General features: G+C 64.2%; 17 protein-coding genes. 8 read left to right on the forward strand and 9 right to left on the reverse strand.

The genetic code is table 11. The annotated features are described in order from the left end of the window. Positions 1 to 60 precede the first annotated feature (60 nt). Positions 61 to 1,023 carry a thioredoxin-disulfide reductase gene (gene trxB, locus GEV38_RS04665; protein ID WP_015268972.1) on the forward strand — a complete coding sequence of 321 codons (963 nt, stop codon included), beginning with the start codon at positions 61 to 63 and terminating at the stop codon, positions 1,021 to 1,023. Positions 1,024 to 1,086: 63 nt separating this feature from the next. On the opposite strand, the gene nadC is transcribed toward trxB, so the two are convergent. Next, positions 1,087 to 1,935, reverse strand: coding sequence for a carboxylating nicotinate-nucleotide diphosphorylase (gene nadC / locus GEV38_RS04670; RefSeq protein ID WP_004376060.1), 849 nt, complete (start codon positions 1,933 to 1,935; stop codon positions 1,087 to 1,089). 242 nt (positions 1,936 to 2,177) lie between these two features. Between nadC and GEV38_RS04675 the strand changes: the two genes are divergently transcribed. The 3 genes from GEV38_RS04675 (at position 2,178) to ampE (ending at position 5,858) form a co-directional block, all read left to right on the forward strand. Next, the gene (locus tag GEV38_RS04675) at positions 2,178 to 4,337 is read left to right on the forward strand and encodes a DUF1631 domain-containing protein (RefSeq protein WP_015268973.1); all 2,160 of its coding nucleotides are present in this window, start codon (positions 2,178 to 2,180) and stop codon (positions 4,335 to 4,337) included. 121 nt (positions 4,338 to 4,458) lie between these two features. Continuing rightward, on the forward strand, positions 4,459 to 5,031 hold the full coding sequence (ampD, locus tag GEV38_RS04680) for a 1,6-anhydro-N-acetylmuramyl-L-alanine amidase AmpD (RefSeq protein WP_015268974.1): 573 nt from the start codon (positions 4,459 to 4,461) through the stop codon (positions 5,029 to 5,031). Next, positions 5,028 to 5,858, forward strand: a complete 831-nt coding sequence (gene ampE / locus GEV38_RS04685; protein ID WP_015268975.1) for a regulatory signaling modulator protein AmpE — start codon at positions 5,028 to 5,030, stop codon at positions 5,856 to 5,858. The genes ampD and ampE overlap by 4 nt, the downstream gene beginning before the upstream one ends. A 194-nt stretch (positions 5,859 to 6,052) precedes the next feature. Here the strand turns inward: ampE and GEV38_RS04690 are convergent, their stop codons facing one another. Both GEV38_RS04690 and cra read right to left on the reverse strand, forming a co-directional pair. After that, on the reverse strand, positions 6,053 to 6,829 hold the full coding sequence (locus tag GEV38_RS04690; RefSeq protein WP_015268976.1) for a TatD family hydrolase: 777 nt from the start codon (positions 6,827 to 6,829) through the stop codon (positions 6,053 to 6,055). 2 nt (positions 6,830 to 6,831) lie between these two features. Next, positions 6,832 to 7,827: a catabolite repressor/activator gene (cra, locus tag GEV38_RS04695; RefSeq protein WP_004376064.1), complete on the reverse strand. Its 996-nt coding sequence runs from the start codon at positions 7,825 to 7,827 to the stop codon at positions 6,832 to 6,834. A gap of 284 nt (positions 7,828 to 8,111) precedes the next feature. Here cra and ptsP point away from each other — a divergent pair, with 284 nt between their 5' ends. The 3 genes from ptsP to GEV38_RS04710 are packed head-to-tail and all read left to right on the forward strand — an operon-like array spanning position 8,112 to position 13,648. Next, entirely contained in the window at positions 8,112 to 10,964 is a 2,853-nt protein-coding gene (gene ptsP, locus GEV38_RS04700) for a phosphoenolpyruvate--protein phosphotransferase (RefSeq protein ID WP_015268977.1), read from the forward strand. After that, positions 10,965 to 11,912, forward strand: coding sequence for a 1-phosphofructokinase (gene pfkB, locus GEV38_RS04705; RefSeq protein WP_015268978.1), 948 nt, complete (start codon positions 10,965 to 10,967; stop codon positions 11,910 to 11,912). Further along, entirely contained in the window at positions 11,909 to 13,648 is a 1,740-nt protein-coding gene (locus tag GEV38_RS04710) for a PTS fructose-like transporter subunit IIB (protein ID WP_015268979.1), read from the forward strand. Before pfkB ends, GEV38_RS04710 begins: the two co-directional genes overlap by 4 nt. 121 nt (positions 13,649 to 13,769) lie before the next feature. Here the strand turns inward: GEV38_RS04710 and GEV38_RS04715 are convergent, their stop codons facing one another. Further along, positions 13,770 to 13,991, reverse strand: a complete 222-nt coding sequence (locus GEV38_RS04715; protein WP_015268980.1) for a DUF3820 family protein — start codon at positions 13,989 to 13,991, stop codon at positions 13,770 to 13,772. A 203-nt stretch (positions 13,992 to 14,194) separates the two neighbouring features. Here GEV38_RS04715 and GEV38_RS04720 point away from each other — a divergent pair, with 203 nt between their 5' ends. Further along, positions 14,195 to 14,671 carry a PA2169 family four-helix-bundle protein gene (locus GEV38_RS04720; protein ID WP_013970965.1) on the forward strand — a complete coding sequence of 159 codons (477 nt, stop codon included), beginning with the start codon at positions 14,195 to 14,197 and terminating at the stop codon, positions 14,669 to 14,671. On the opposite strand, the gene GEV38_RS04725 is transcribed toward GEV38_RS04720, so the two are convergent. The 5 genes from GEV38_RS04725 to GEV38_RS04745 form a co-directional block, all read right to left on the reverse strand. Then, positions 14,668 to 16,158: a sensor domain-containing diguanylate cyclase gene (locus GEV38_RS04725; protein WP_015268981.1), complete on the reverse strand. Its 1,491-nt coding sequence runs from the start codon at positions 16,156 to 16,158 to the stop codon at positions 14,668 to 14,670. The genes GEV38_RS04720 and GEV38_RS04725 overlap by 4 nt on opposite strands. A 222-nt stretch (positions 16,159 to 16,380) precedes the next feature. Further along, a complete protein-coding gene (locus tag GEV38_RS04730) occupies positions 16,381 to 17,715 on the reverse strand; it encodes an OprD family porin (RefSeq protein WP_054572342.1) in 1,335 nt (444 codons plus the stop codon). 205 nt (positions 17,716 to 17,920) lie between these two features. Then, a complete protein-coding gene (locus tag GEV38_RS04735; protein WP_054572341.1) occupies positions 17,921 to 18,145 on the reverse strand; it encodes a hypothetical protein in 225 nt (74 codons plus the stop codon). Positions 18,146 to 18,412: 267 nt separating this feature from the next. Continuing rightward, on the reverse strand, positions 18,413 to 19,816 hold the full coding sequence (locus GEV38_RS04740; RefSeq protein WP_015268984.1) for a heavy metal sensor histidine kinase: 1,404 nt from the start codon (positions 19,814 to 19,816) through the stop codon (positions 18,413 to 18,415). Then, positions 19,791 to 20,465 (reverse strand): heavy metal response regulator transcription factor, encoded by a 675-nt coding sequence (locus GEV38_RS04745; RefSeq protein ID WP_054572340.1) that lies wholly within the window; start codon positions 20,463 to 20,465, stop codon positions 19,791 to 19,793. The genes GEV38_RS04740 and GEV38_RS04745 overlap by 26 nt, the downstream gene beginning before the upstream one ends. Between the last annotated feature and the right edge of the window lie 5 nt (positions 20,466 to 20,470).

The following is a 20,470-nucleotide window of genomic DNA, read 5'->3' on the forward strand; positions in this document are numbered from 1 at the left end:
CAGGCAGGCGCAGCCGGTACACCGATGCCGGCCCTGCGGCCCGCTCGACAGGAGTTCGACATGTCTGAAGTACGTCATTCGCGCGTCATCATTCTCGGTTCCGGCCCTGCCGGTTACAGCGCCGCGGTGTATGCCGCCCGTGCCAACCTCAAGCCGCTGCTGATCACCGGCATGCAGGCCGGTGGCCAGCTGACCACTACCACCGAAGTCGACAACTGGCCGGGCGACCCCCACGGCCTGACCGGGCCTGCGCTGATGCAGCGCATGCAGGAACACGCCGAGCGTTTCGAAACCGAAATCGTCTTCGACCACATCAACGCCGTCGACCTGGCCAACAAACCCTTCACCCTGCAGGGTGACAGCGGCAAGTACACCTGTGACGCGTTGATCATCGCCACTGGCGCCAGCGCCCGCTACCTGGGCCTGCCGTCGGAAGAAACCTTCATGGGCAAGGGTGTTTCGGCCTGTGCCACCTGCGACGGCTTCTTCTACCGCAACAAGCCGGTCGCTGTGGTGGGTGGCGGCAACACTGCCGTGGAAGAGGCGCTGTACCTGGCCAACATCGCCAGCAAGGTGACTCTGGTACACCGTCGCGATACCTTCCGCGCCGAGAAGATCCTGGTCGACAAGCTGCACGCCCGTGTGGCCGAAGGCAAGATCGAGCTCAAGCTCAACGCCACCCTGGACGAAGTGCTGGGTGACAACATGGGCGTGACTGGTGCGCGCCTGAAGAACAACGATGGCAGCAGCGACGAAATCAAGGTCGACGGCGTGTTCATCGCCATTGGCCACACCCCGAACACCTCGCTGTTCGAAGGCCAGCTGACCCTCAAGGACGGCTACCTGGTGGTCAACGGCGGCCGTGAGGGCAATGCCACCGCCACCAACATCGAGGGCGTGTTCGCCGCCGGTGACGTGGCCGACCACGTTTATCGCCAGGCCATTACCTCGGCCGGTGCCGGCTGCATGGCGGCGCTGGATGTCGAGCGTTACCTGGATGGGCTGGCCAACGCTTCGTTCTGATCCGAGAGCGCCCCCAATGAAAAAACCGGCCCTGAGGCCGGTTTTTTCATGCCTGCAATCAGCTTACAGGCTCAAACGCATCGACAGGTCCACCGCCTTCACATCCTTGGTCATGGCACCAATCGAGATGTAGTCCACCCCAGTCTCGGCAATCACCCGCAAGGTCGTCTCGTTGACCCCGCCACTGGCTTCCAGCTTGGCCTTGCCCGCAGTAATGCGCACTGCTTCGCGCATCTCTTCCAGGGTCAGCTCGTCGAGCATGATGATGTCGGCACCAGCGGCCAGTGCCTGGCGCAGCTCATCCAGGCTTTCCACTTCAATTTCCACCGGCTTGCCCGGCGCAATGCGGTGCGCCGCCGCCACGGCCGCGGCCACGCCGCCGCTGGCTGCGATGTGGTTTTCCTTGATCAGGAAGGCGTCGTACAGGCCGATGCGGTGGTTGTCGCAACCGCCGCAGGTCACTGCATACTTCTGCGCCAGGCGCAGGCCCGGCAGGGTCTTGCGGGTGTCCAGCAGGCGTACCTGGGTGCCTTCCACCAGGTCGGCAAGGAAGCGCGCACGAGTGGCGACACCCGACAGCATCTGCAGGAAGTTCAATGCACTGCGCTCACCACTGAGCAGCGAACGCGCGGGGCCCTCCAGATGGAACAGCGGCTGGTTGGCCGTGGCGCGCTCGCCATCGGCCACCTGCCAGTGCACGGCCACGCGTGGGTCGAGTTGGCGGAACACGGCATCGACCCAGGCGGTGCCGGCGATCACGCAGTCTTCGCGGGTAATGATGGTCGCCTTGGCCAGGCGCTCGGCCGGGATCAACTGCGCGGTGATATCGCCACTGCCGATGTCCTCCAACAGCGCACGGCGCACGTTGGCTTCGATTTCAGCGGTCAGGTCGGCAAGGCGTAGGTTCGGCATGGTCGGCTCCACAAGCTAGATGCCGGCGATTATAGGGCAGGGGGCCGGTGTGTACAGTCGCCTTGGCGATGACCTTTAGTCGGCCGGTGTGAGCAGGCGGGGTAAATCAGGGTCATTAGCCAGCAAGTGAAACGGCGCTGGCAGCTATGCGGATTTTTACCGATAATGGTGACCAGTATTTGGCGTCATGACTTTGACGATCTTCAGCCCCTTCGGGCGAGACACCCTGCAAGGAGTACAGGATGCAAAAAGAAGGCAAGGTGGTGCCCTTGGCGGCAGCCATCGATCGAGGCGGGCGTACGCCTCTGCCTTGCCTTCCGGTATTGCTCCTGCAGGTGCGCGACAAGGCCGCCTTGCAGTTGCGTCAGGGCCTGCAGGGCTTGTTCGACAATGCTGACGACACCCTCTTCGAGATGGCCGACAAGGCCTTGGACCGCGGTGACCAGAACCTGTACTTCGAAGCCATGCGCGACCTGCGCCTGAAGCGCAAGAGCATCGAGCGCGGTTTTCTCGACACGTTCTATGATGCCTTTGCCCGTATCGGCCAGGTTGACCTGCTGGCGCACATGGTCGAGCCGGGCAACCTGCGCAGCAAGGCCCACGTGGAACGGGCTGGCGCGATAGAAGGCATGGTCGCGCGTGTGCTGTCACGCGACGGTATTGCCCTGCAGCAACTGGGCCTGCGCTTGCAGGTACTGCTCGACCGCCCCCTGCACGAGCAGCACAACCCGCTGGGGCCCGCAGCGCTGTGCGGCTACTTCCTCGACGCTGGCCGCAACCTGGGGGTTGGCCTGCGGGTCAAGCTGGTCCTGCTCAAACTGTTCGAGCGCTATGTGTTGCGCGATGCCGACGTGATCTATGGCGAAGCCAACCAGTTGCTGGCCGCCGCCGGTGTACTGCCTGAATTGCCGTCGGCACCACGTCGGCGTGCCGAAGATCGGCGCATGAGCGCAGGTCGTGGGCCGGCGAACCTGGGTCACGAGGTGGGCTCGGACGCGGCAGGGCAGGCTTTCTTTGCCTCGTTGCAAACACTGCTGGCCCCGGTGCGTGGAAAGTTCGCGCCTCGTTTGCAGGCGGTGGCCGCCGCCCAGCCAATCAGCACCGCCGACCTGCTGCGCCTGCTTTCGCATTTGCAGCACTATGTGCCCGCTACCCACGAGGCCGACGATTTCGAACTTGGCCAACAGCTTGAACAATTGCTGTTGCGGGTCAGCGTGCGCAGCGGCACACGCCGGCGTATCGATGTTGCCGACGAGGACATGATCAACCTGGTTGGCCTGCTGTTCGCCTTCATCCAGGATGACGACAACTTGCCGGCCAGCCTGCGTGCGCTGATCGGGCGTTTGCACATTCCGCTGCTTAAAGTGGCCCTGTTGGACAAGGGGCTGCTCAGTCGTGCCAGCCACCCGGCCCGCCGGCTGCTCAACGAGATCGCTGGCGCGGCAATCGGCTGGGAATGTGGCGGCGACGGTATGCGTGACAGCTTGCACCTGCGGGTGGAGCGTATCGTCCAGCGCCTTCTCAATGATTTTGCCGAAGATACCAGCCTGTTCTCCGAACTGCTCGAAGACTTCCTCGCTTTTAACCAGGACGAGCGGCGGCGCAACGAACTGCTCGAACAACGCACCCGCGACGCCGAAGAAGGGCGTGCCCGAACACTGCAGGCCAGGCAGCAGGTGCAGCATGCTCTCAACCAACGGCTGCGCGGCAGGTTATTGCCGCAGGTGGTGGTACAGATGCTGGTGCAAGCCTGGAGCCAGGTACTGCTGTTGGCCTGGCTCAAGCAAGGTGAAGCATCCCAGGCCTGGCGGGATGCCTTGCAGACGATGGACACGCTGCTGGCCAGCATCACTCCGCCGCATGAGCCGCATGCCTTGCTGCAGCAGGTACCGGGCCTGCTCAAGGCACTGCGCGATGGCCTGGCCAGCGTGGCCCTGGACTCGGCAGCGACCCGCGAATTCTTCCTGCAACTGGAACAGCTGCACCTGCGTGCCTGCGCGGGTACCGCGATGCAGCCCGGCACTGAGGGCCAGCCTTTGAGCGAAGTGCTGGTGGCCGAGGACATCGTCCTGGCGATTGCCGAGGAACCCGCTTGTGCTCCGTCGCAGTTTGCCGACGGGCAGGCTGTCGCCGTGCGTCAGGTGCAGCGCCTGCGTATCGGTACCTGGGTAGAAGTGCTGGACGAGGACGAACCGCTGCGCTGCAAACTGGTGGCGCGCGTCGACAGTAGCGACCGGCTGGTGTTCGCCAACCGCACCGGCATGAAAGTACGCGAATGGAACGGGGCCAGCCTGGCCCGGGCACTGCATCGAGGTGAGGTGCGGGTGCTGGATGACGGGCTTTTGTTCGAGCGCGCGCTGGAAGCAGTACTCGAAACGCTTCGCGTAGGGGTACCTGTCTAGCGCAAGATCTGCAGGTTTGCGCGATCCCTGTGGGAGCGGGTATTACAATCATTCACATGCAAACGCTGTTGGCCAAAGGGCATACTGTCTACCTGTTCACGGCGCTCTCAGGATCTGCCCCATGCAATTGGACCGTGCCACTGGCTGGTTCCACGGAATCGGAATCACCCACTGCCCCTCGCCGAACTTCAATGCTCGCCCCGAAGGCGAATCGATTTCCCTGCTGGTTATTCACAACATCAGCCTGCCGCCGGCCTGCTTCGGTACCGGCAAGGTCCAGCAATTCTTCCAGAACCGCCTGGACCCCAATGAGCACTCGTACTTCGCCAGCATCAACCACCTGACCGTATCGGCGCACCTGTTCGTCGAGCGTGACGGTGCGGTGACCCAGTTCGTGTCGTTGCTCGACCGCGCCTGGCATGCTGGTGTGTCGTGCTTCGACGGGCGTGAAGGCTGTAACGATTTCTCCATCGGTATAGAACTGGAAGGCACCGACGACCTGCCCTATACCGATGCCCAGTACGCGGTGCTGGAGCAACTTACCCGGCACATCCGCGGTGTCTGGCCGGCCATCGGGCTGGACCGCATCCAGGGCCATAGCGATATTGCCCCGCAGCGCAAGACCGACCCCGGCCCGGCCTTCGACTGGCCGCGCTACCGAAAGGCGCTGCAGCAAAACGAGGAAAAGGCATGAGTTTTCTGGTGTTGTTGCTGGCGCTTTGGGTCGAGAAGTTCTCGGCCCTGCGCCATCAGGTGCAGCGAGATGGGTTCTTCCTCGGCGAACTGGTGCGCCTGGAGCGCAGCGGCAAGGTGCACCCATGGTGGACGCTGGCCATTCTGGTGTTGGCACCGGTAGCGCTGCTGGTTTTGCTGCTGCATGTTCTGGACCCGGTGGCGTATGGCTTGCTGGCGTTGCCGGTGCACCTGCTGGTGCTGATCTACAGTCTGGGCCGCGGCGATGCCAAGGCATCGATGGGGCCGTTCCGTGATGCCTGGCGGCGCGGTGATGACCAGGCCGCGCTGCACGTGGCCGAGCGCGACCTAGGTCTGGCGGCCGACGAGCCGCAAAGCCTGTTGGTGCAGGTGCAGGGCAACCTGCTGTGGCAGGTGTACCAAGGCTTTTTCGCGGTGATCTTCTGGTACTTCGTGCTGGGCCCGGGTGCAGCCCTGGCCTATCGCTTGCTGGCTCTGTGTGGCGAACACAGCAAGCAACCGGCGTTGAAGGCCCGTGCCGAGCAGCTCAGGCATATCATGGACTGGCTGCCGGTACGGGTGCTGGCCTTGAGTTTCGCCCTGGTCGGCAACTTTCTCGCGGTCACCCGGGTGATGCTGCACGAGGTGCTCAACTGGCACATCAGCGCCGCCCACCTGGTTGCCAGGGTCGGGCGCATTGCCGATGACATTCCCGAAGAAGAAGACAGCCAGCGCGGGCTGGGGCGGCTCGACAGCCTGTGGGAGCTGCTGCTGCGCTGTGCGGTGCTGTGGTATGCCGGGTTTGCGCTGTGGACGGTTCTAGTCTGATCTGAAGCTAGGCGCGGCTCCTTGCGGGAGCGTAGCAGCCCCAGGTTTTCAGCTTCGCCGCATAGATTGCCGGGGCCGCGTTGCGGCCCTTTCGCGACACAAGGCCGCTCCAGGGGCTGTGCAAATCCTGAGGGTAGCGCTGTACCTGTGGGAGCGGGTTTACCCGCGAAGAGTCCGGCACGGGCACACAGCTGCTACCAGCGAAACAACTCGCAAGCGTTGCGACTACTGGCCTCAGCCAGTTCGCCAACTTCCACACCCATCACCTGCGCCAGCGCCCCGGCAATCTCCGGCAGGTGTTCCGGGCTGTTCCTTACCCCGGGGAACATAACCGGCGCCATGTCCGGCGCATCGGTCTCCAGCACCACGCTGTCCAGCGGCAACCGCGCCAGGGTCTTGCGCAGCCGTAGGGCCTGCGGCCAGGTACCCGCACCGCCAAGCCCAAGCCGGAAGCCCAGCTTGATGTACTCGCGGGCCTCTTCGTAACTGCCGGCAAACGCATGTATCACCCCCGCCCGCGCCGGCTTGTAGCGCTTGAGCGTGGCGATCACCTGCGCATGGCTGCGGCGCACGTGGAGCAGGGCGGGCAGTTCAAAGTCGCAGGCCATCTGCAGTTGCGCTTCGAACAGCGCCTGCTGGCGGGCCTTGTCCAGGTCTTCGAGGTAATAGTCCAGGCCAAACTCGCCCACGGCACATAGCCGTGGGTCGCCGCGCAGGCGCTCCAGCCACTCGCGCAGCTGCGCCAGGTGCTCCGGGCGATGCTGGTCAAGGTAGATCGGGTGCAGGCCGAGCGCGGCGAACAGGCGCTGGTCGGCACAGGCCAGGTCCCACACCCGCTGGAAATTCGCCTGGTACACCCCCAGCACCACCATCCTCTCCACCCCGCGCGACACCGCGTTGGCCAGCAGTTGTTGGCGGTCGGCGTCGAAGTCGGGGAAGTCCAGGTGGGTGTGGGTGTCGATCAGGCGCATATTCAGGCCGCTGTAATGCGTTGCTTGAACGTTCGACCGACGGCATGCACGCCAGGTTCGTAGCGTTTGTCCTCGATCGCGGCCAGTGCCAGTTCCAGCGCGGTGGCGGCAATCAGGCCATGCTGCTGGGCCATGGCATTGACTGGCAGCGGCAGGAAGTCGAGCAACTGGTTGTCGCCAAAGGTACCCAGCTGCAGCTGGCGTGAGTCGGCAGTGCGCGCCTGCAGGGTGTCGAACACCCCTTGCAGCAGCACGTAGGAGGTTGTCACCAGGGCATCCGGCAGGCCGCCAAGGTCATCGATCAGTTGCTGCATCAGGCGCTGGCCGCACTCTCGGCTGAACGCTTCGCCCTGATAGCGGCGAACCTCGCCGGCATAGCCTTGCAGGGCTTCGTCGAAGCCACCGGCACGTGCCTGGCTGACCGACAGCTCGGGGCGGGCGCCGATCAAGGCGATGCTGCGCGGGGCGGCGCTCAACAAGCTGGCGGCCAGCTGGCGGCTGGCGTCGCGGTCGTCGCTGATCACCGAGCAGAAGTGCGCAGGGTCCAGGCGGCGGTCGATGGCGATTACCGGCAGGCCTTTGTCCTGCAGCTCGCGGTAGCTGTCGTCTTCTGGCGGCAGGCAGCTGGCGACGAACAGTGCATCGCAACGGCGGGCGCGGAACAGCTGTTGCAACTGGCGCTCGCTGTCGGGCTGGTCGTCGCTGCTGGCAATCAGCAACTGGTAGCCACGGGCGCGGGCACCTTGTTCGAGCTGCTTGGCAATGCGGGCGTAGCTGGGGTTCTCCAGATCCGGGAGAATGAAGCCCAGAGTGCGGGTATGCCGGCTGCGCAGGCCAGCGGCCTGCGGGTTGGGGGTGAAGCCGTGGGCCTCGACCACCGCGCGTACCCGCTCGACAGTGCTGTTGCTGATGCGCTGCTGTTCGGCCTTGCCATTGATGACGTAGCTGGCAGTGGTCACGGACACACCGGCCAGACGGGCGATATCGCTGAGTTTCACCGAATTTTCCTTGTTATTACCGGGGCTGGCTGTGAGCCCTGACCGGGTAGTTTGACCCGGCGAGGGCGCCACGCGCAGACGACCATTGTCGCAATTGTCCGACAGGATGGGGCTTTTTCATCGGCAGATTATCGAGTAACGTGGCCGCCTGGTCAGATTAATCGTTTCAGCTGCCGAATTTTCTGCCTCGGCTGCCATCGGTGCAAGGCTGTTGAACTGGCCGTTCATGTGAATTCCACAACAATACTCCAGTACCCGACCGGGAACTGCAAAAGGAGAAGGTCATGCTCGAGCTCGCCAAGGAGCAGATAGCCATGGGCCAGAAGGCCGCCGACAAGGCCGAGGCATTGCGCCTGCTGGCCGACCGGCTGGTCGCTGACGGCCTGGTCGCCGAGGGATACCTGCAAGGGCTGCAGGCCCGAGAGGCACAAGGCTCCACCTTCCTTGGGCAGGGCATTGCCATCCCCCATGGCACGCCGCAGACCCGTGACCTGGTGTACGCCACCGGCGTGCGCCTGTTGCAGTTTCCCGAGGGCGTGGACTGGGGCGATGGCCAGATGGTCTATCTGGCTATCGGCATCGCTGCCCGTTCCGATGAGCACCTGCGCCTGTTGCAACTGCTGACCCGCGCCCTGGGCGAGACCGACCTGGCCGAAGCTCTGCGCCGCGCCGGTTCCGCGGAGGCGTTGCTGAAGCTGTTGCAGGGCGCGCCTCAGGAACTGGCGCTGGATGCGCAGTTGGTCGGCCTGAACCTGCCGGCCGAAGACTTCGATGAACTGGCCTGGCGCGGCGCCCGCCTGTTACAGCGCGCCGACTGCGTCGATAGCGGTTTTGCCGCCGTCCTGCAGCAGGCCGAACCGCTGCCGCTGGGCGAGGGCCTGTGGTGGCTGCACAGCGAGCGCCAGGTGCGCCAGCCGGGGCTGGCCTTCATCACCCCGCAGCAGCCGCTGCGTTACCGCGACCAACCGCTCAACGGCCTGTTCTGCCTGGCCAGCCTCGGTGCAGCCCACCAGGCCTTGCTCGAACGCCTGTGCGAAGTGCTGATCGAAGGCCGCGGGCAGATGCTCTACCAGGCCACCAGCAGCCGCGCGGTGCTGGAGGTGCTAGGCGGTGAGGCGCCGGCAGGCTGGCCCAGTGCGCGCGTGGTGCTGGCCAACCCGCACGGTTTGCATGCCCGCCCGGCAAAGGTATTGGCGCAACTGGCCAAAGGTTTCGATGGGGAAATCCGTGTGCGGCTGGCGGATAGCGCGCAGCCGGCGGTGTCGGTGAAGAGCCTGAGCAAGCTGCTCAGTCTCGGCGCCCGACGTGGCCAGACACTGGAACTGGTGGCTGAGCCCGGCATCGCCCCCGATGCCTTGCCGGTGCTGTTGGCCGCCATCGAACAAGGCCTGGGTGAAGAGGTGGAGCCACTGCCGCAGAGTGCTGAGGTTGTAGCTGGCGCAGCGGCCGAAGTGCTGCAAGCGCCCGCGGCCGGTAGCCGTATCCACGGCGTGGGTGCTGCGCCCGGCATTGCCTGTGGCCCGGCCCATGTGTGTGTCGAGCGTGAGTTCGACTACCCCCTGCGCGGTGAGTCCTGCGCCCAGGAGCGGCAGAAGCTGCGTGAAGCTGTGGCGACCGTGAATGGCGAGCTGCAGGCCTTGGTCCAGCGCAGCGACAAGGCCATTGGCGAAATCTTCGTCACCCATCAGGAAATGCTCGCAGACCCGGCCCTGAGCGACGATGTCGAGCAGCGCCTGGGCCAGGGCGAAAGCGCCGCGGCAGCATGGATGGCAGTGATCGAGGCGGCGGCGCGTCAACAGGAGTCGCTGCACGATGCCTTGCTCGCCGAACGTGCTGCCGACCTGCGTGACATCGGCCGCCGCGTGCTGGCGCAGTTGTGTGGCGTGCAGGCCCAGGCTGAACCCGAGCAACCCTACGTGCTGGTAATGACCGAAGTCGGCCCGTCCGATGTCGCCCGGCTGGACCCGAGCCGCGTCGCCGGTATCGTCACCGCTCAGGGGGGCGCCACCGCCCACAGTGCCATCGTCGCCCGTGCCTTGGGTATTCCGGCGGTGGTGGGCGCGGGGGCGTCGATACTGCTGTTGGACAGCGGCACGCCGTTGCTGCTCGATGGCCAGCGTGGCGTGGTCAGCGTGGCGCCGCCGGCGGATGAACTGCAAAAGGCCCTGGCCGAGCGCGACCTGCGCGAGCAACGCTTGCAGGCCGCCTGGGCCAACCGCTTCGAGCCGGCGGTCACTCGCGATGGTCACGCTGTCGAGGTGTTTGCCAACATCGGCGAGAGCAACGGCATCGCCAAGGTAGTGGAGCAGGGCGCCGAAGGCGTGGGCCTGCTGCGCACCGAGTTGATTTTCATGGCCCACACCCAGGCCCCGGACGTGGCGACCCAGGAAGCCGAGTACCGCCGCGTGCTCGATGGCCTCGACGGGCGCCCGCTGGTGGTGCGCACCCTCGATGTTGGTGGCGACAAGCCGCTGCCGTACTGGCCGATCGCTGCCGAGGAAAACCCGTTCCTCGGTGTGCGCGGCGTACGCCTTACCCTGCAGCGCCCGCAGGTGATGGAAGACCAGTTGCGCGCCTTGCTGCGCGCTGCCGACCAGCGCCCGCTGCGCATCATGTTCCCGATGGTCGGGCAGGTGCATGAATGGCGCGAGGCGCGCGCCATGGTCGAGCGCCTGCGCGCCGAGATCCCGGTAGCCGACCTGCAACTGGGTATCATGGTCGAAGTGCCCTCGGCAGCGCTGTTGGCACCACAACTGGCGCGCGAAGTGGACTTTTTCAGCATCGGCACCAACGACCTGACCCAGTACACCTTGGCCATCGACCGTGGTCACCCCAGTCTCTCGGCCCAGGCCGACGGCCTGCACCCGGCGGTGCTCAGCCTGATCGACATGACCGTGCGCGCCGCCCATGCCCATGGCAAGTGGGTGGGCGTGTGCGGCGAGCTGGCGGCCGACCCGCAGGCAGTGGCCGTGCTGCTGGGCCTGGACGTGGACGAACTCAGCGTCGCCGCGCGCAGCATTGCCGAAGTCAAGGCCCTGGTTCGCCAGGCCGATCACCAGACGGCCCGCGCCCTGGCGCGCGAGGCCCTGCAACAGGACAGCGCCGCAGCGGTTCGCGCGCTGGTGGAGCGTTACTGAATGGCCAAGATCCTCACCCTCACCCTGAACCCTGCGCTGGATATCACCATCGGCCTGGGTACCCTGCGCCCAGGGCAGGTCAATCGCAGCCAGGAGCAGCACAGCCACGCCGCAGGCAAGGGGCTGAACGTTGCCCAGGTACTGGCCGACCTGGGCCACACCGTCACTGTTGGCGGCTTCCTCGGGCGTGACAACCTGCAGCCTTTCGAGGCGCTGATCGACTGGCGCGGCTTCGTCGACTGCTTTGTCCGCGTGCCGGGCGAAACCCGCAGTAATATCAAGCTGGTCGAAGCCGATGGCCGTGTCACCGACATCAACGGCCAAGGCCCGGAAGTCGACGAAGCGGCGCGCAGTGCATTGCTGCGCTGCCTGGCGCAGGTTGCCCCGGGCCACGATGCGGTGGTGGTGGCTGGTAGCCTGCCGCGTGGGATCAGCGCCGACTGGTTCCGACAGTTGCTCGAACAGCTCAAGGCGCAAGGCCTGAAGGTGGCCCTGGACAGCAGCGGCGAAGCCCTGCGTGCCGGCCTGCAGAGCTCGCCCTGGCTGGTCAAGCCCAATACCGAAGAGTTGGGCGAGGTGCTCGGCCTGGCTGTGGATAACCCGGCGCAGCAGCGCGCTGCTGCCGAGCGCCTGCTGGCCAGTGGCGTCGAACACGTGGTGGTGTCGGCGGGAGAGCAGGGCGTCAGCTGGTTCACCCACGGCCATGCCGTACATGCTTGCCCGCCCAAGGTGCAGGTTGCCAGCACAGTGGGTGCAGGTGATTCGCTGGTGGCCGGCATGGTCCACGGCCTGCTGCAGGGCGAAGCCCCGGCGCAGACCTTGACCCGTGCAACCGCCATCGCTGCACAGGCTGTTACCCAGGTTGGTTTCGGCATCCTTGACCGCGAGCAACTGGCGCGTCTGGAAGCTGCCGTGCAACTGAAAGAACAAAAAGAGGGTTGCCGATGAACATTGCCATTGTCACTGCCTGCCCCAACGGCCAGGTATCAAGCGTGCTGAGCGCGCGCTTGCTGTCCGCCGCAGCCCAGCGGCGAGGCTGGAGTACCAGCGTCGAAGTGCAGGATGCCGGCCACCCCGAGCGGCAACTGAGCGCCACGCAGATCGCCGAGGCCGACTGGGTGCTGGTGGTCAGCACCGGCCCGGTGGACCTGGAGCGTTTCGTCGGCAAGCGCGTGTACCAGAGCACGCCATCCCAGGCTTTGGCCGACCGCGAAGGCTTCCTCGATGAGGCGGCTTCCAACGCCCGTCTGCTGGCCACGGTGCCAGGCCTTCCGGCTGAAACTGGCAGCGCTGGCGCACGCATCGTCGCCGTCACGGCTTGCCCGACTGGCGTCGCGCATACATTCATGGCCGCGGAAGCCTTGCAGCAGGCTGCGCAGCAACTGGGCTACGAGCTCACCGTCGAGACCCAGGGCTCGGTCGGTGCGCGCAACCCCTTGTCTGCCGAAGCCATCGCAGCAGCGGATGTAGTGCTGCTGGCCGCCGACATCGAAGTGCCCACCGCGCGTTTCGCTGGCAAGCGCATTTACCGTTGTGGCACCGGTATCGCCCTCAAGCAGGCCCGCGCGACCCTCGACAAGGCCCTGGCTGATGCCAAGGTGGAAAACAGCGGCGATGCCGCAGCGGCGAGCACGCCAGCCAAGGGCGAGAAGAGCGGGGTATACAAGCACCTGCTCACAGGCGTGTCGTTCATGCTGCCGATGGTGGTGGCTGGCGGCCTGCTGATTGCCCTGTCGTTCGTATTCGGTATCGAGGCTTACAAAGAAGCGGGCACCTTGCCGGCGGCGTTGATGCAGATCGGTGGCGAGGCTGCGTTCAAGTTGATGGTGCCGCTGCTGGCGGGCTACATCGCCTGGTCCATCGCCGACCGCCCGGGGCTGGCGCCCGGCATGATCGGCGGCCTGCTGGCCAGCACCCTGGGCGCCGGTTTCATCGGTGGTATCGTCGCCGGCTTCCTCGCCGGCTACAGCGCCAAGGCCATTGCCCGCTGGGCGCGCCTGCCCAGCAGCCTGGAGGCACTCAAGCCGATCCTGATCATCCCGCTGCTGGCCAGCCTGTTCACCGGCCTGGTGATGATCTACGTGGTCGGCCAGCCGGTGGCGGCGATGCTGGAAGGGCTCACGCATTTTCTCGACAGCATGGGCACCACCAATGCCATCCTCTTGGGCCTGTTGCTGGGCGGCATGATGTGCGTCGATCTGGGAGGGCCGATCAACAAGGCCGCCTATGCCTTCTCGGTGGGGCTGTTGGCCTCGTCGAGCTATGCACCGATGGCAGCGACCATGGCCGCCGGCATGGTGCCGCCGATTGGCCTGGGTATCGCCAGCTTCCTGGCCCGACGCAAGTTTGCCCAGAGCGAGCGTGAAGCGGGCAAGGCGGCCCTGGCGCTGGGGCTGTGCTTCATATCCGAAGGGGCGATCCCGTTTGCCGCCAAGGACCCGCTGCGGGTGATCCCGGCCAGCGTGGCCGGCGGGGCATTGACCGGGGCATTGTCGATGTACTTCGGCTGCAAGCTGATGGCGCCGCACGGCGGCCTGTTCGTGTTGCTGATACCCAATGCGATCAACCATGCGCTGCTGTACTTGTTGGCGATCGTGGCGGGCAGCCTGCTGACGGCGGTGGTGTATGCGGTGATCAAGAAGAGCGAGCGGGTGGAGTTGGCGGTAGCGCCGGTGAAGGGTTAGAGATTTCAGCGTGCCTTACTGGCCTCTTCGCGGGCACGCCCGCTCCCACAGGGTCACTGCAAGCTTCAGGATCATGCAGTAACTGTGGGAGCGGGCGTGCCCGCGAAGAGGCCGGAACAGGTCAACGCCCGTGCTTCTGCCGCAACGGCACAAGCAGATCGCCCAGCCCGTTGTGATCGATCTCGTGCATCAGCGCCAGCAACCCACCCAATTCCCCCGCCGGGAAACCCTTGCGCGCAAACCAGGCCAGGTAATCCCCTGGCAAGTCGGCAATGATTCGTCCCTGGTACTTGCCAAACGGCATGGTGCGGGTGACCAGCAGTTCGAGGGTTTCCGGCTTCATCATCGGCGCACCTGGCTGTTGAAAAGCGCCGACCATACTGCAATCTGCACGAAGGCCCAAGCGGCAATCATGCAGAACGCCGTGATCAAGCTCAGACCTTCTGTTTTTATATTGTTGATTTTTAAGGACTTTATAGATAGTCCTCGCTTGGCACGAACGCTGCTCCCTTACAGATGACTATCACCTGCCAAGGAGTTTGTGCCATGAGCAATCCCAACAAAGACGTGATCGACGTGCTCAACGACCTGATCGAGTACAGCAAGGATGGTGAGAAAGGTTTCAAGGCCTCGGCCGATGATGTGAAGAACCCCGAACTTAAAGCGTTCTTCGTTCAACGTGCCGGTGAGTGCGCCAATGCCGCCGGCGAACTGCAGAGCGAAGTGCGTCGCCTGGGGGGCGACCCGGAAACCTCCACCAGCATCAGCGGTGACCTGCATCGGGGTTGGGTAAACCTCAAGGCAATGGTCACCGGCAAGGATGAGGAAGCGGTGCTGAACGAGGTGGAGCGGGGCGAGGACCATGCCCTCAAGGCCTACAAGGAAGCTCGCGAGAAACTGGTCAAGCTGGGCCGCACCGCCAGCGACCAGACCTACACCTTGGTGGAAAAACAGCTGCAAGGTGTGCAGCGTAACCATGATCAGGTCAGAGCCTTGCGCAACGCCGCGCGCGCCCGCAGCTAGTCCGCAGGCCCCTCTACCCGGTTGCGGCCTTTGGCCTTGGCCCGGTAGAGCGCTTCATCGGCAGCACCCAGCACCCTCGCCAGGTCGTGCTGGGTGCCTGACAGGCCAATGCCGATGCTCACCGTGACAGAGTGGGCATCGTCGGCAAACGGTGCCAGCGCCTCGACGCTGGCGCGGATGCGCTCCGCCAGCAGTTGCGCACCGGCCAGGTCAGTTTCCGGCAACACCACCTGGAATTCTTCACCCCCATAGCGCGCCGCCAGATCGGCCGGGCGCCGGATGCACGCCTCGATGGTCCTGGCCACTTCGCGCAAGGCATGGTCGCCACCGGCGTGGCCGTGGCGCTGGTTGAATGCCTTGAAGTGATCCACATCCACCATCAGCACTGCCAATGACTTGCGATTGCGCTGGGCGCGGGCCCATTCCTGACGGAGTACCTGGTCCAGGTGGCGGCGGTTGGGCAAGCCGGTCAGGCTGTCGGTGGCGGCCAGGTTGGCCAGACCCTGTTCGGCCTCTTGCCGGCGGCGCAACTCGCGGCCCAGCAGCAGGGTCAGCCAGAGGATACCCACACACAGTACCCCTGTGGCGACGCCGACCACGATCGCAGTGCGGCGCCACGACTCGAAAACTTCATCGGCCGAACGCACGACCAGCACGATCAGCGGCAACTGAGCGACCCGGGCAAAGGTGTACATGCGCGGGGTGCCGTTGCGGCTGGAGCGTGCGGTAAAGCTGCCGTTCTGCTCGCTGAGAATGCGTTTGAAATTGGGCCGTTCGGCATAATTGCTGCCAATCGCCGGGTCTTGCGCGCGGCTGGGCTGGCGGGCCAACAGTTGGCCGTCTGTGTTGAGCAGGTTGATGCTGCTATCGTCGCCGATGTCCAGGCGCTGGAACAGGTCACTGAAGTACGACAGGCGCAGTGCCCCCGCGGCCAGGCCGACGAACTCGCCATTGGGCCCGGAAATGCGCCGGCTGAAACTGATGCACCAGTCCAGGTCGCCGAGCCTGGCCTTGAACGGCGGGCCGACCAGCAGGCCGAGGTTGGCGTTGTGCAGATGGGCCTGGAATACCCCTGTACCGCTGAAGTTGGCCTTGCGTGGCACGCTGCTGGTGGAATCGCCCACCACGTTGCCTTGCTTGTCCAGCCACAGCACGTCACCGCGCTTGCGGTCGACGAAGGCTTCATTGAATAGCAGGCGTTGGCGCACCGGGCCGGGTATTTCCGGCAGCTCCTTGCGCCCGACCGCCCAGATCAGGCCCTGCAGCGACTGGTCGTAGAGTTCGACGTTGCGCAGGATGTCGCTTTCGATCAGCTGGACAATATTGTTGGACGAGCGGATCGCCGACAGCTCGATATTGTCGCGCTCCCGCGCCAGCAGGTAGCTGACGATGGCCACGATGGCGAGCACGGCAAGGCAACTGCCCAGGTTGAGGAGCAGCTCGGGGTGTGACCTGTAGAGTGCGAAACGCGGTGATCGGGAGGTCATGCTCGCTACTGCGTGGGCAGGGCCATTCGCGGCGGCGACATTCTAGGGAAGCGGGGATTGTCGGACAAGATTTGTCCGACGGAATCACGCAGGGGCTGCTGCGCAGCCCATCGCCGGCAAGCCAGCTCCCACAAGTACCGCACAAGCTTGAGGTCAATGCGGTCAAGGTGGGAGCTGGCTTGCCGGCGAAACGAGGGCGAAGCCCTCGCACCCGGGTCTGGATCAGAACACGTTCAATGGGTAATCCACGATCACCCGCAGTTCATCGTTGTCGCTGTTGCTGTCGATCGACGCATAACCCTGGCTGCCACGGTGGGTGGCATAGCGCACCAGCACCGACAGGTCCTTGAGGTCTCCTTCCTGGAACACGTACTTCACGTCCACGTCGCGTTCCCAGTGCATGGCGTTCTTGCCATCGGCACGGTAGTAGTCGTAGTGGGTAGTGTCCTGGGTGGCCTTGGTCAGGTCGGCTTCACCGCGCGAGTACGACAGCACCGTACTCAGGCCAGGGATGCCCACACCAGCGAAGTCATAGTTGTACTGCAGCTTCCACGAGCGCTCGTTCGGTGCGTTGAAGTCCGAGTACATGCGCGAGTTGTCCAGGTAGACGCTGTCGCCCAGGTTGATGTAGTCGAACGGCGTGTTGCCATTGACCCGCTGATAGGCGGCGGTGACGCTGTGGAACCCGGCGTTGACGGTGAAATGCACGCTGTAGGTGTTGTTGTCGATCTTGCCCAGCAGTGCCTGGCCGGTGTCCTGAGTGTGATAGAAGTGCACGCCCGGGTTCAGGCTGACGAGATCGTTGACCACATAGGTGTAGTCGAAATCGGCGTAGTACTGGTTCCAGATGTCCTTCAGTTCGGCTGCATACAGGTTGGCAGTGATGTTCGGGGTGCCACTCCACGACGCGCCGGCCCAGTTCAGGTGCTTGCTTTTGTCATGCTCGCCCAACGAACCGTAGTAGGTGTCGATGCGGCGGTGGCCGCTCTGGTTGTACGGCTTGGTGAAGCTCACCTGGCCGCCTTCGAGCAGCAGGCCGTCGATGCTGGTGTTGGTCAGGCTCACACCACGGAAGGTCTGCGGCAGCATGCGGGTTTCGCCGCCAGCAATCACCGGGTTGGTGAGGAACAGGTCACCTGCTTTCAGCTCGGTGTCGAACGCCTTGAGCTTGACCGCGGCACCGGCGGTGGAGAACGAGTGCGGGGCAGCACCCAGTTCGTCTTCGTTCTTCTGGTGGGTCGGCAGGATGCTGGTGCCAGCATGGCCGCCGCCCCCATCGAGCTTCAGACCCAGCATGGCATGGGCGTCCAGGCCAAAGCCGACCACACCCGGGGTGTAGCCCGACTCGAAACGTGCAACCGCACCTTGGCCCCACTCGCGGGTGTCGCGCACTCCGGCGTTGTGGTTATCGCGGTTGAAGTAGGCATTACGGAAATGCAGGTTGAAGGACGAGCCTTCGATGAAGCCATCAGCCTTGTCTTCATCTGCCTGGGCGGCGAAAGGGATCGTTGCAGTCAACGCAATGAACAGCGGGGTAAAACGAAACGCGGAAGGCACCGGTACTAGCTCCTTGGGTCTGGCGGTGGGGCAGTTTTTATTTTCGAATGTGCGTCTTTTTTATAGGTGAACGTTACAGCTTGGCTGATAGTTGAAGCACATAAAAAAAGCCGCTGATCGGCAGCGGCTTTAAAAGGCTAACATATCGGCACTGGTAGTGCCCATGGCGTAGCCAAGGGAAAACGGGAGCAGCGACAGCACTTGATCAGCTGTCGGCATTGGCATCGACAGAGACCTTGGAAGCTGTCTGGTTAGCGTCTTTTACGGTGTCTACCTGCTGTGCGGCTACGGCTTCGCGGGCCTCTTGGTGGACTGCGGCGAACTCAGCATTACGGGTGACGAAAGCCTTGGATTCTTCAGCCATGGCCAGGGGCGACAACAACAGGGAAGACAGGACGAAGACGCTGGCAATACCCATACTGTTGGACATTTGAAACTACCTTCTTGCGGTGCAAGTGCTAATGAGGACGGGGGTAAAGTTAGTCCTTTCAATGCACTTGAAACAGAGCGAAGCGCGATAAGCACTGTTGCGTAAAAGGTAATTATCGCAGGAAAAGCAATTGGACTTTCGCCGCAAACCCGCAGCCTAGAGCACTTCCGCGCTTCTTTGTAGGAGCAGCCTTGTGCTGCGAAAGGGCCAGTGAAGGCATTAGAGGATATTGGGATCTACCGGCCCTTTCGCAGCGCAAGGCTGCTCCTACACGGGCGGGGTAGGCCTTGAGGTTGGTAACTGGATACCAAAGGTATTGGCCCCCGCGGCACTTCGCACGAACACCTCCCCACCATGCATCAGCGCAATCGCCTTGACGATCGCCAACCCCAACCCATGGTTACCCCCACCACTGTTGCTACGTGCCGCATCCACCCGGTAGAAGCGTTCGAACAACAACGGCAGGTGCTCATCGTCGATCGCCGGCCCCGGGTTGCTCACGGCGATACTGACCTGCTCCGGCCCGGCAGCGATCTGCACCTCGATCACCTGGTGCGGTGCGGTGTGCTGCACGGCGTTGTTCAGCAGGTTGATCAGCGCCCGGCGCAGCTGGGCCTTTTCGATGGGCGCCTGGGCGTCACCGCTCACACTCACGCTGACTTGCGCATCTTCGAGAATGTAGTCCAGGTAGTCCAGGGTGGTCGCCACTTCCTGGGCCAGCGAGGCCTGGGTCAGGGCAGTGGCCTTGCTGCCCTGGTCGGCACTGGCCAGGAACAGCATGTCGTTGATGATGCTGCGCAGGCGCTCCAGCTCCTCAAGGTTCGATTGCAGCACTTCGAAATAATGCTCGGCGCTGCGCCCTCGGGTCAGTGCAACCTGGGTCTGGCCGATCAGGTTGGTCAGCGGCGAGCGCAGTTCGTGGGCGACGTCGGCATTGAACGCCTCCAGCCGCGAGTAGGCCTGGCTTACCCGGTCCAGTGCGGCATTGAAGGCACCTGCAAACTGTGCAAGCTCCGGGGCCAGGGCGTGGGTCTGCAGGCGCCCGTCCAGGCGCGGTGGGGCCAGGGCCTGGGCCTCAACGGACAACGCCAACAGTGGGCGCAGGCCGATGCGCGCCACCCAGTAGCCCAGCAGCGAGGCCAGCAGCACGCCGAGCACCGCCAGCCCGACAATCGCCACCAGCAGGCTATGTTGCGCCTGCCAGAATGTTTCGGTGTCGATGCCGATCAGAAAGCGCAGCGGCGGCCGCTCGCCCAGTGCCGGTAGTTCGCTGACCAGCACCTTGTAAGGGTAGGGCCGGTCAGGCAGGCGCAGGTCGCGCATGCCCTGCGCGCCTTCGGCGAAGGCGCGGACCAGCTCGCTGGGGTGGCCGTATTCGTAGGCCGGATTGCTACTGACCACCCAGAAGCGAATGCGCTTGTCCTCTTCACTTAGCAGGTTGAGCTTGTTGTTGATCTTGACCCAGTGCTCCGGTGTGCCGAAGCGGTTGAGGGTGGACTCGAGCACACTGAAGCGCGCGTCCAGCTCGGCTTGCGGCAGCAGGTCGAGGCTGCGGTCTACCTGGCGGTACAGCGCCGAACCGATCAGCAGGAACACGCCCAGCGCCACCAGGATGAACAGCGCCGACAGGCGCAGCGCGATGGAATTACCCCGCACGGCTTTCCAGGACATAGCCCATGCCTCGGATGGTGTGCAGCAACTTGTTGTCGAAAGGCCCGTCGAGCTTGGCGCGCAGGCGCTTGATCGCCACTTCGACGACGTTGGCATCGCTGTCGAAATTGATGTCCCAGACCAGCTCTGCAATCGCTGTCTTTGACAGAATTTCGCCCTGGCGGCGGGCTAGCACGCTGAGCAGCGAGAACTCCTTGGCCGTCAGCTCAAGGCGTTGGCCGGCGCGGGTGGCCTTGCGCGCCATCAGGTCGATCCACAGGTCACCTACCTGCACCTGCAGCGGTTCATGATTGCTGCTACGGCGTGTCAGGGCTTGCAGGCGGGCGACCAGTTCGAGGAAGGAAAACGGCTTGCCCAAGTAGTCGTCGGCGCCCTCGCGCAGGCCATGGATACGGTCTTCGACCCTTTCACGGGCGGTCAGCATGGTGACCGGCGTCTGCTTGCGTGCGCGCAGGGCGCGCAGCACGCCATAGCCGTCCATGCCCGGCAGCATCACGTCCAGCACGATCACCGCGTAGTCACCTTCCAGGGCCAGGTGCAGGCCCTCGATGCCGTCCCGCGCCAGGTCCACGGTAAACCCCTGCTCGCTGAGGCCGCGATGCAGGTAGTCGGCGGTTTTTTCTTCGTCTTCGATGATCAGCACACGCATGGTCT

It is taken from the genome of Pseudomonas sp. 13159349 (assembly GCF_013305685.1).
In the GTDB taxonomy this organism is placed as follows: Bacteria; Pseudomonadota; Gammaproteobacteria; order Pseudomonadales; family Pseudomonadaceae; genus Aquipseudomonas; species Aquipseudomonas asiatica.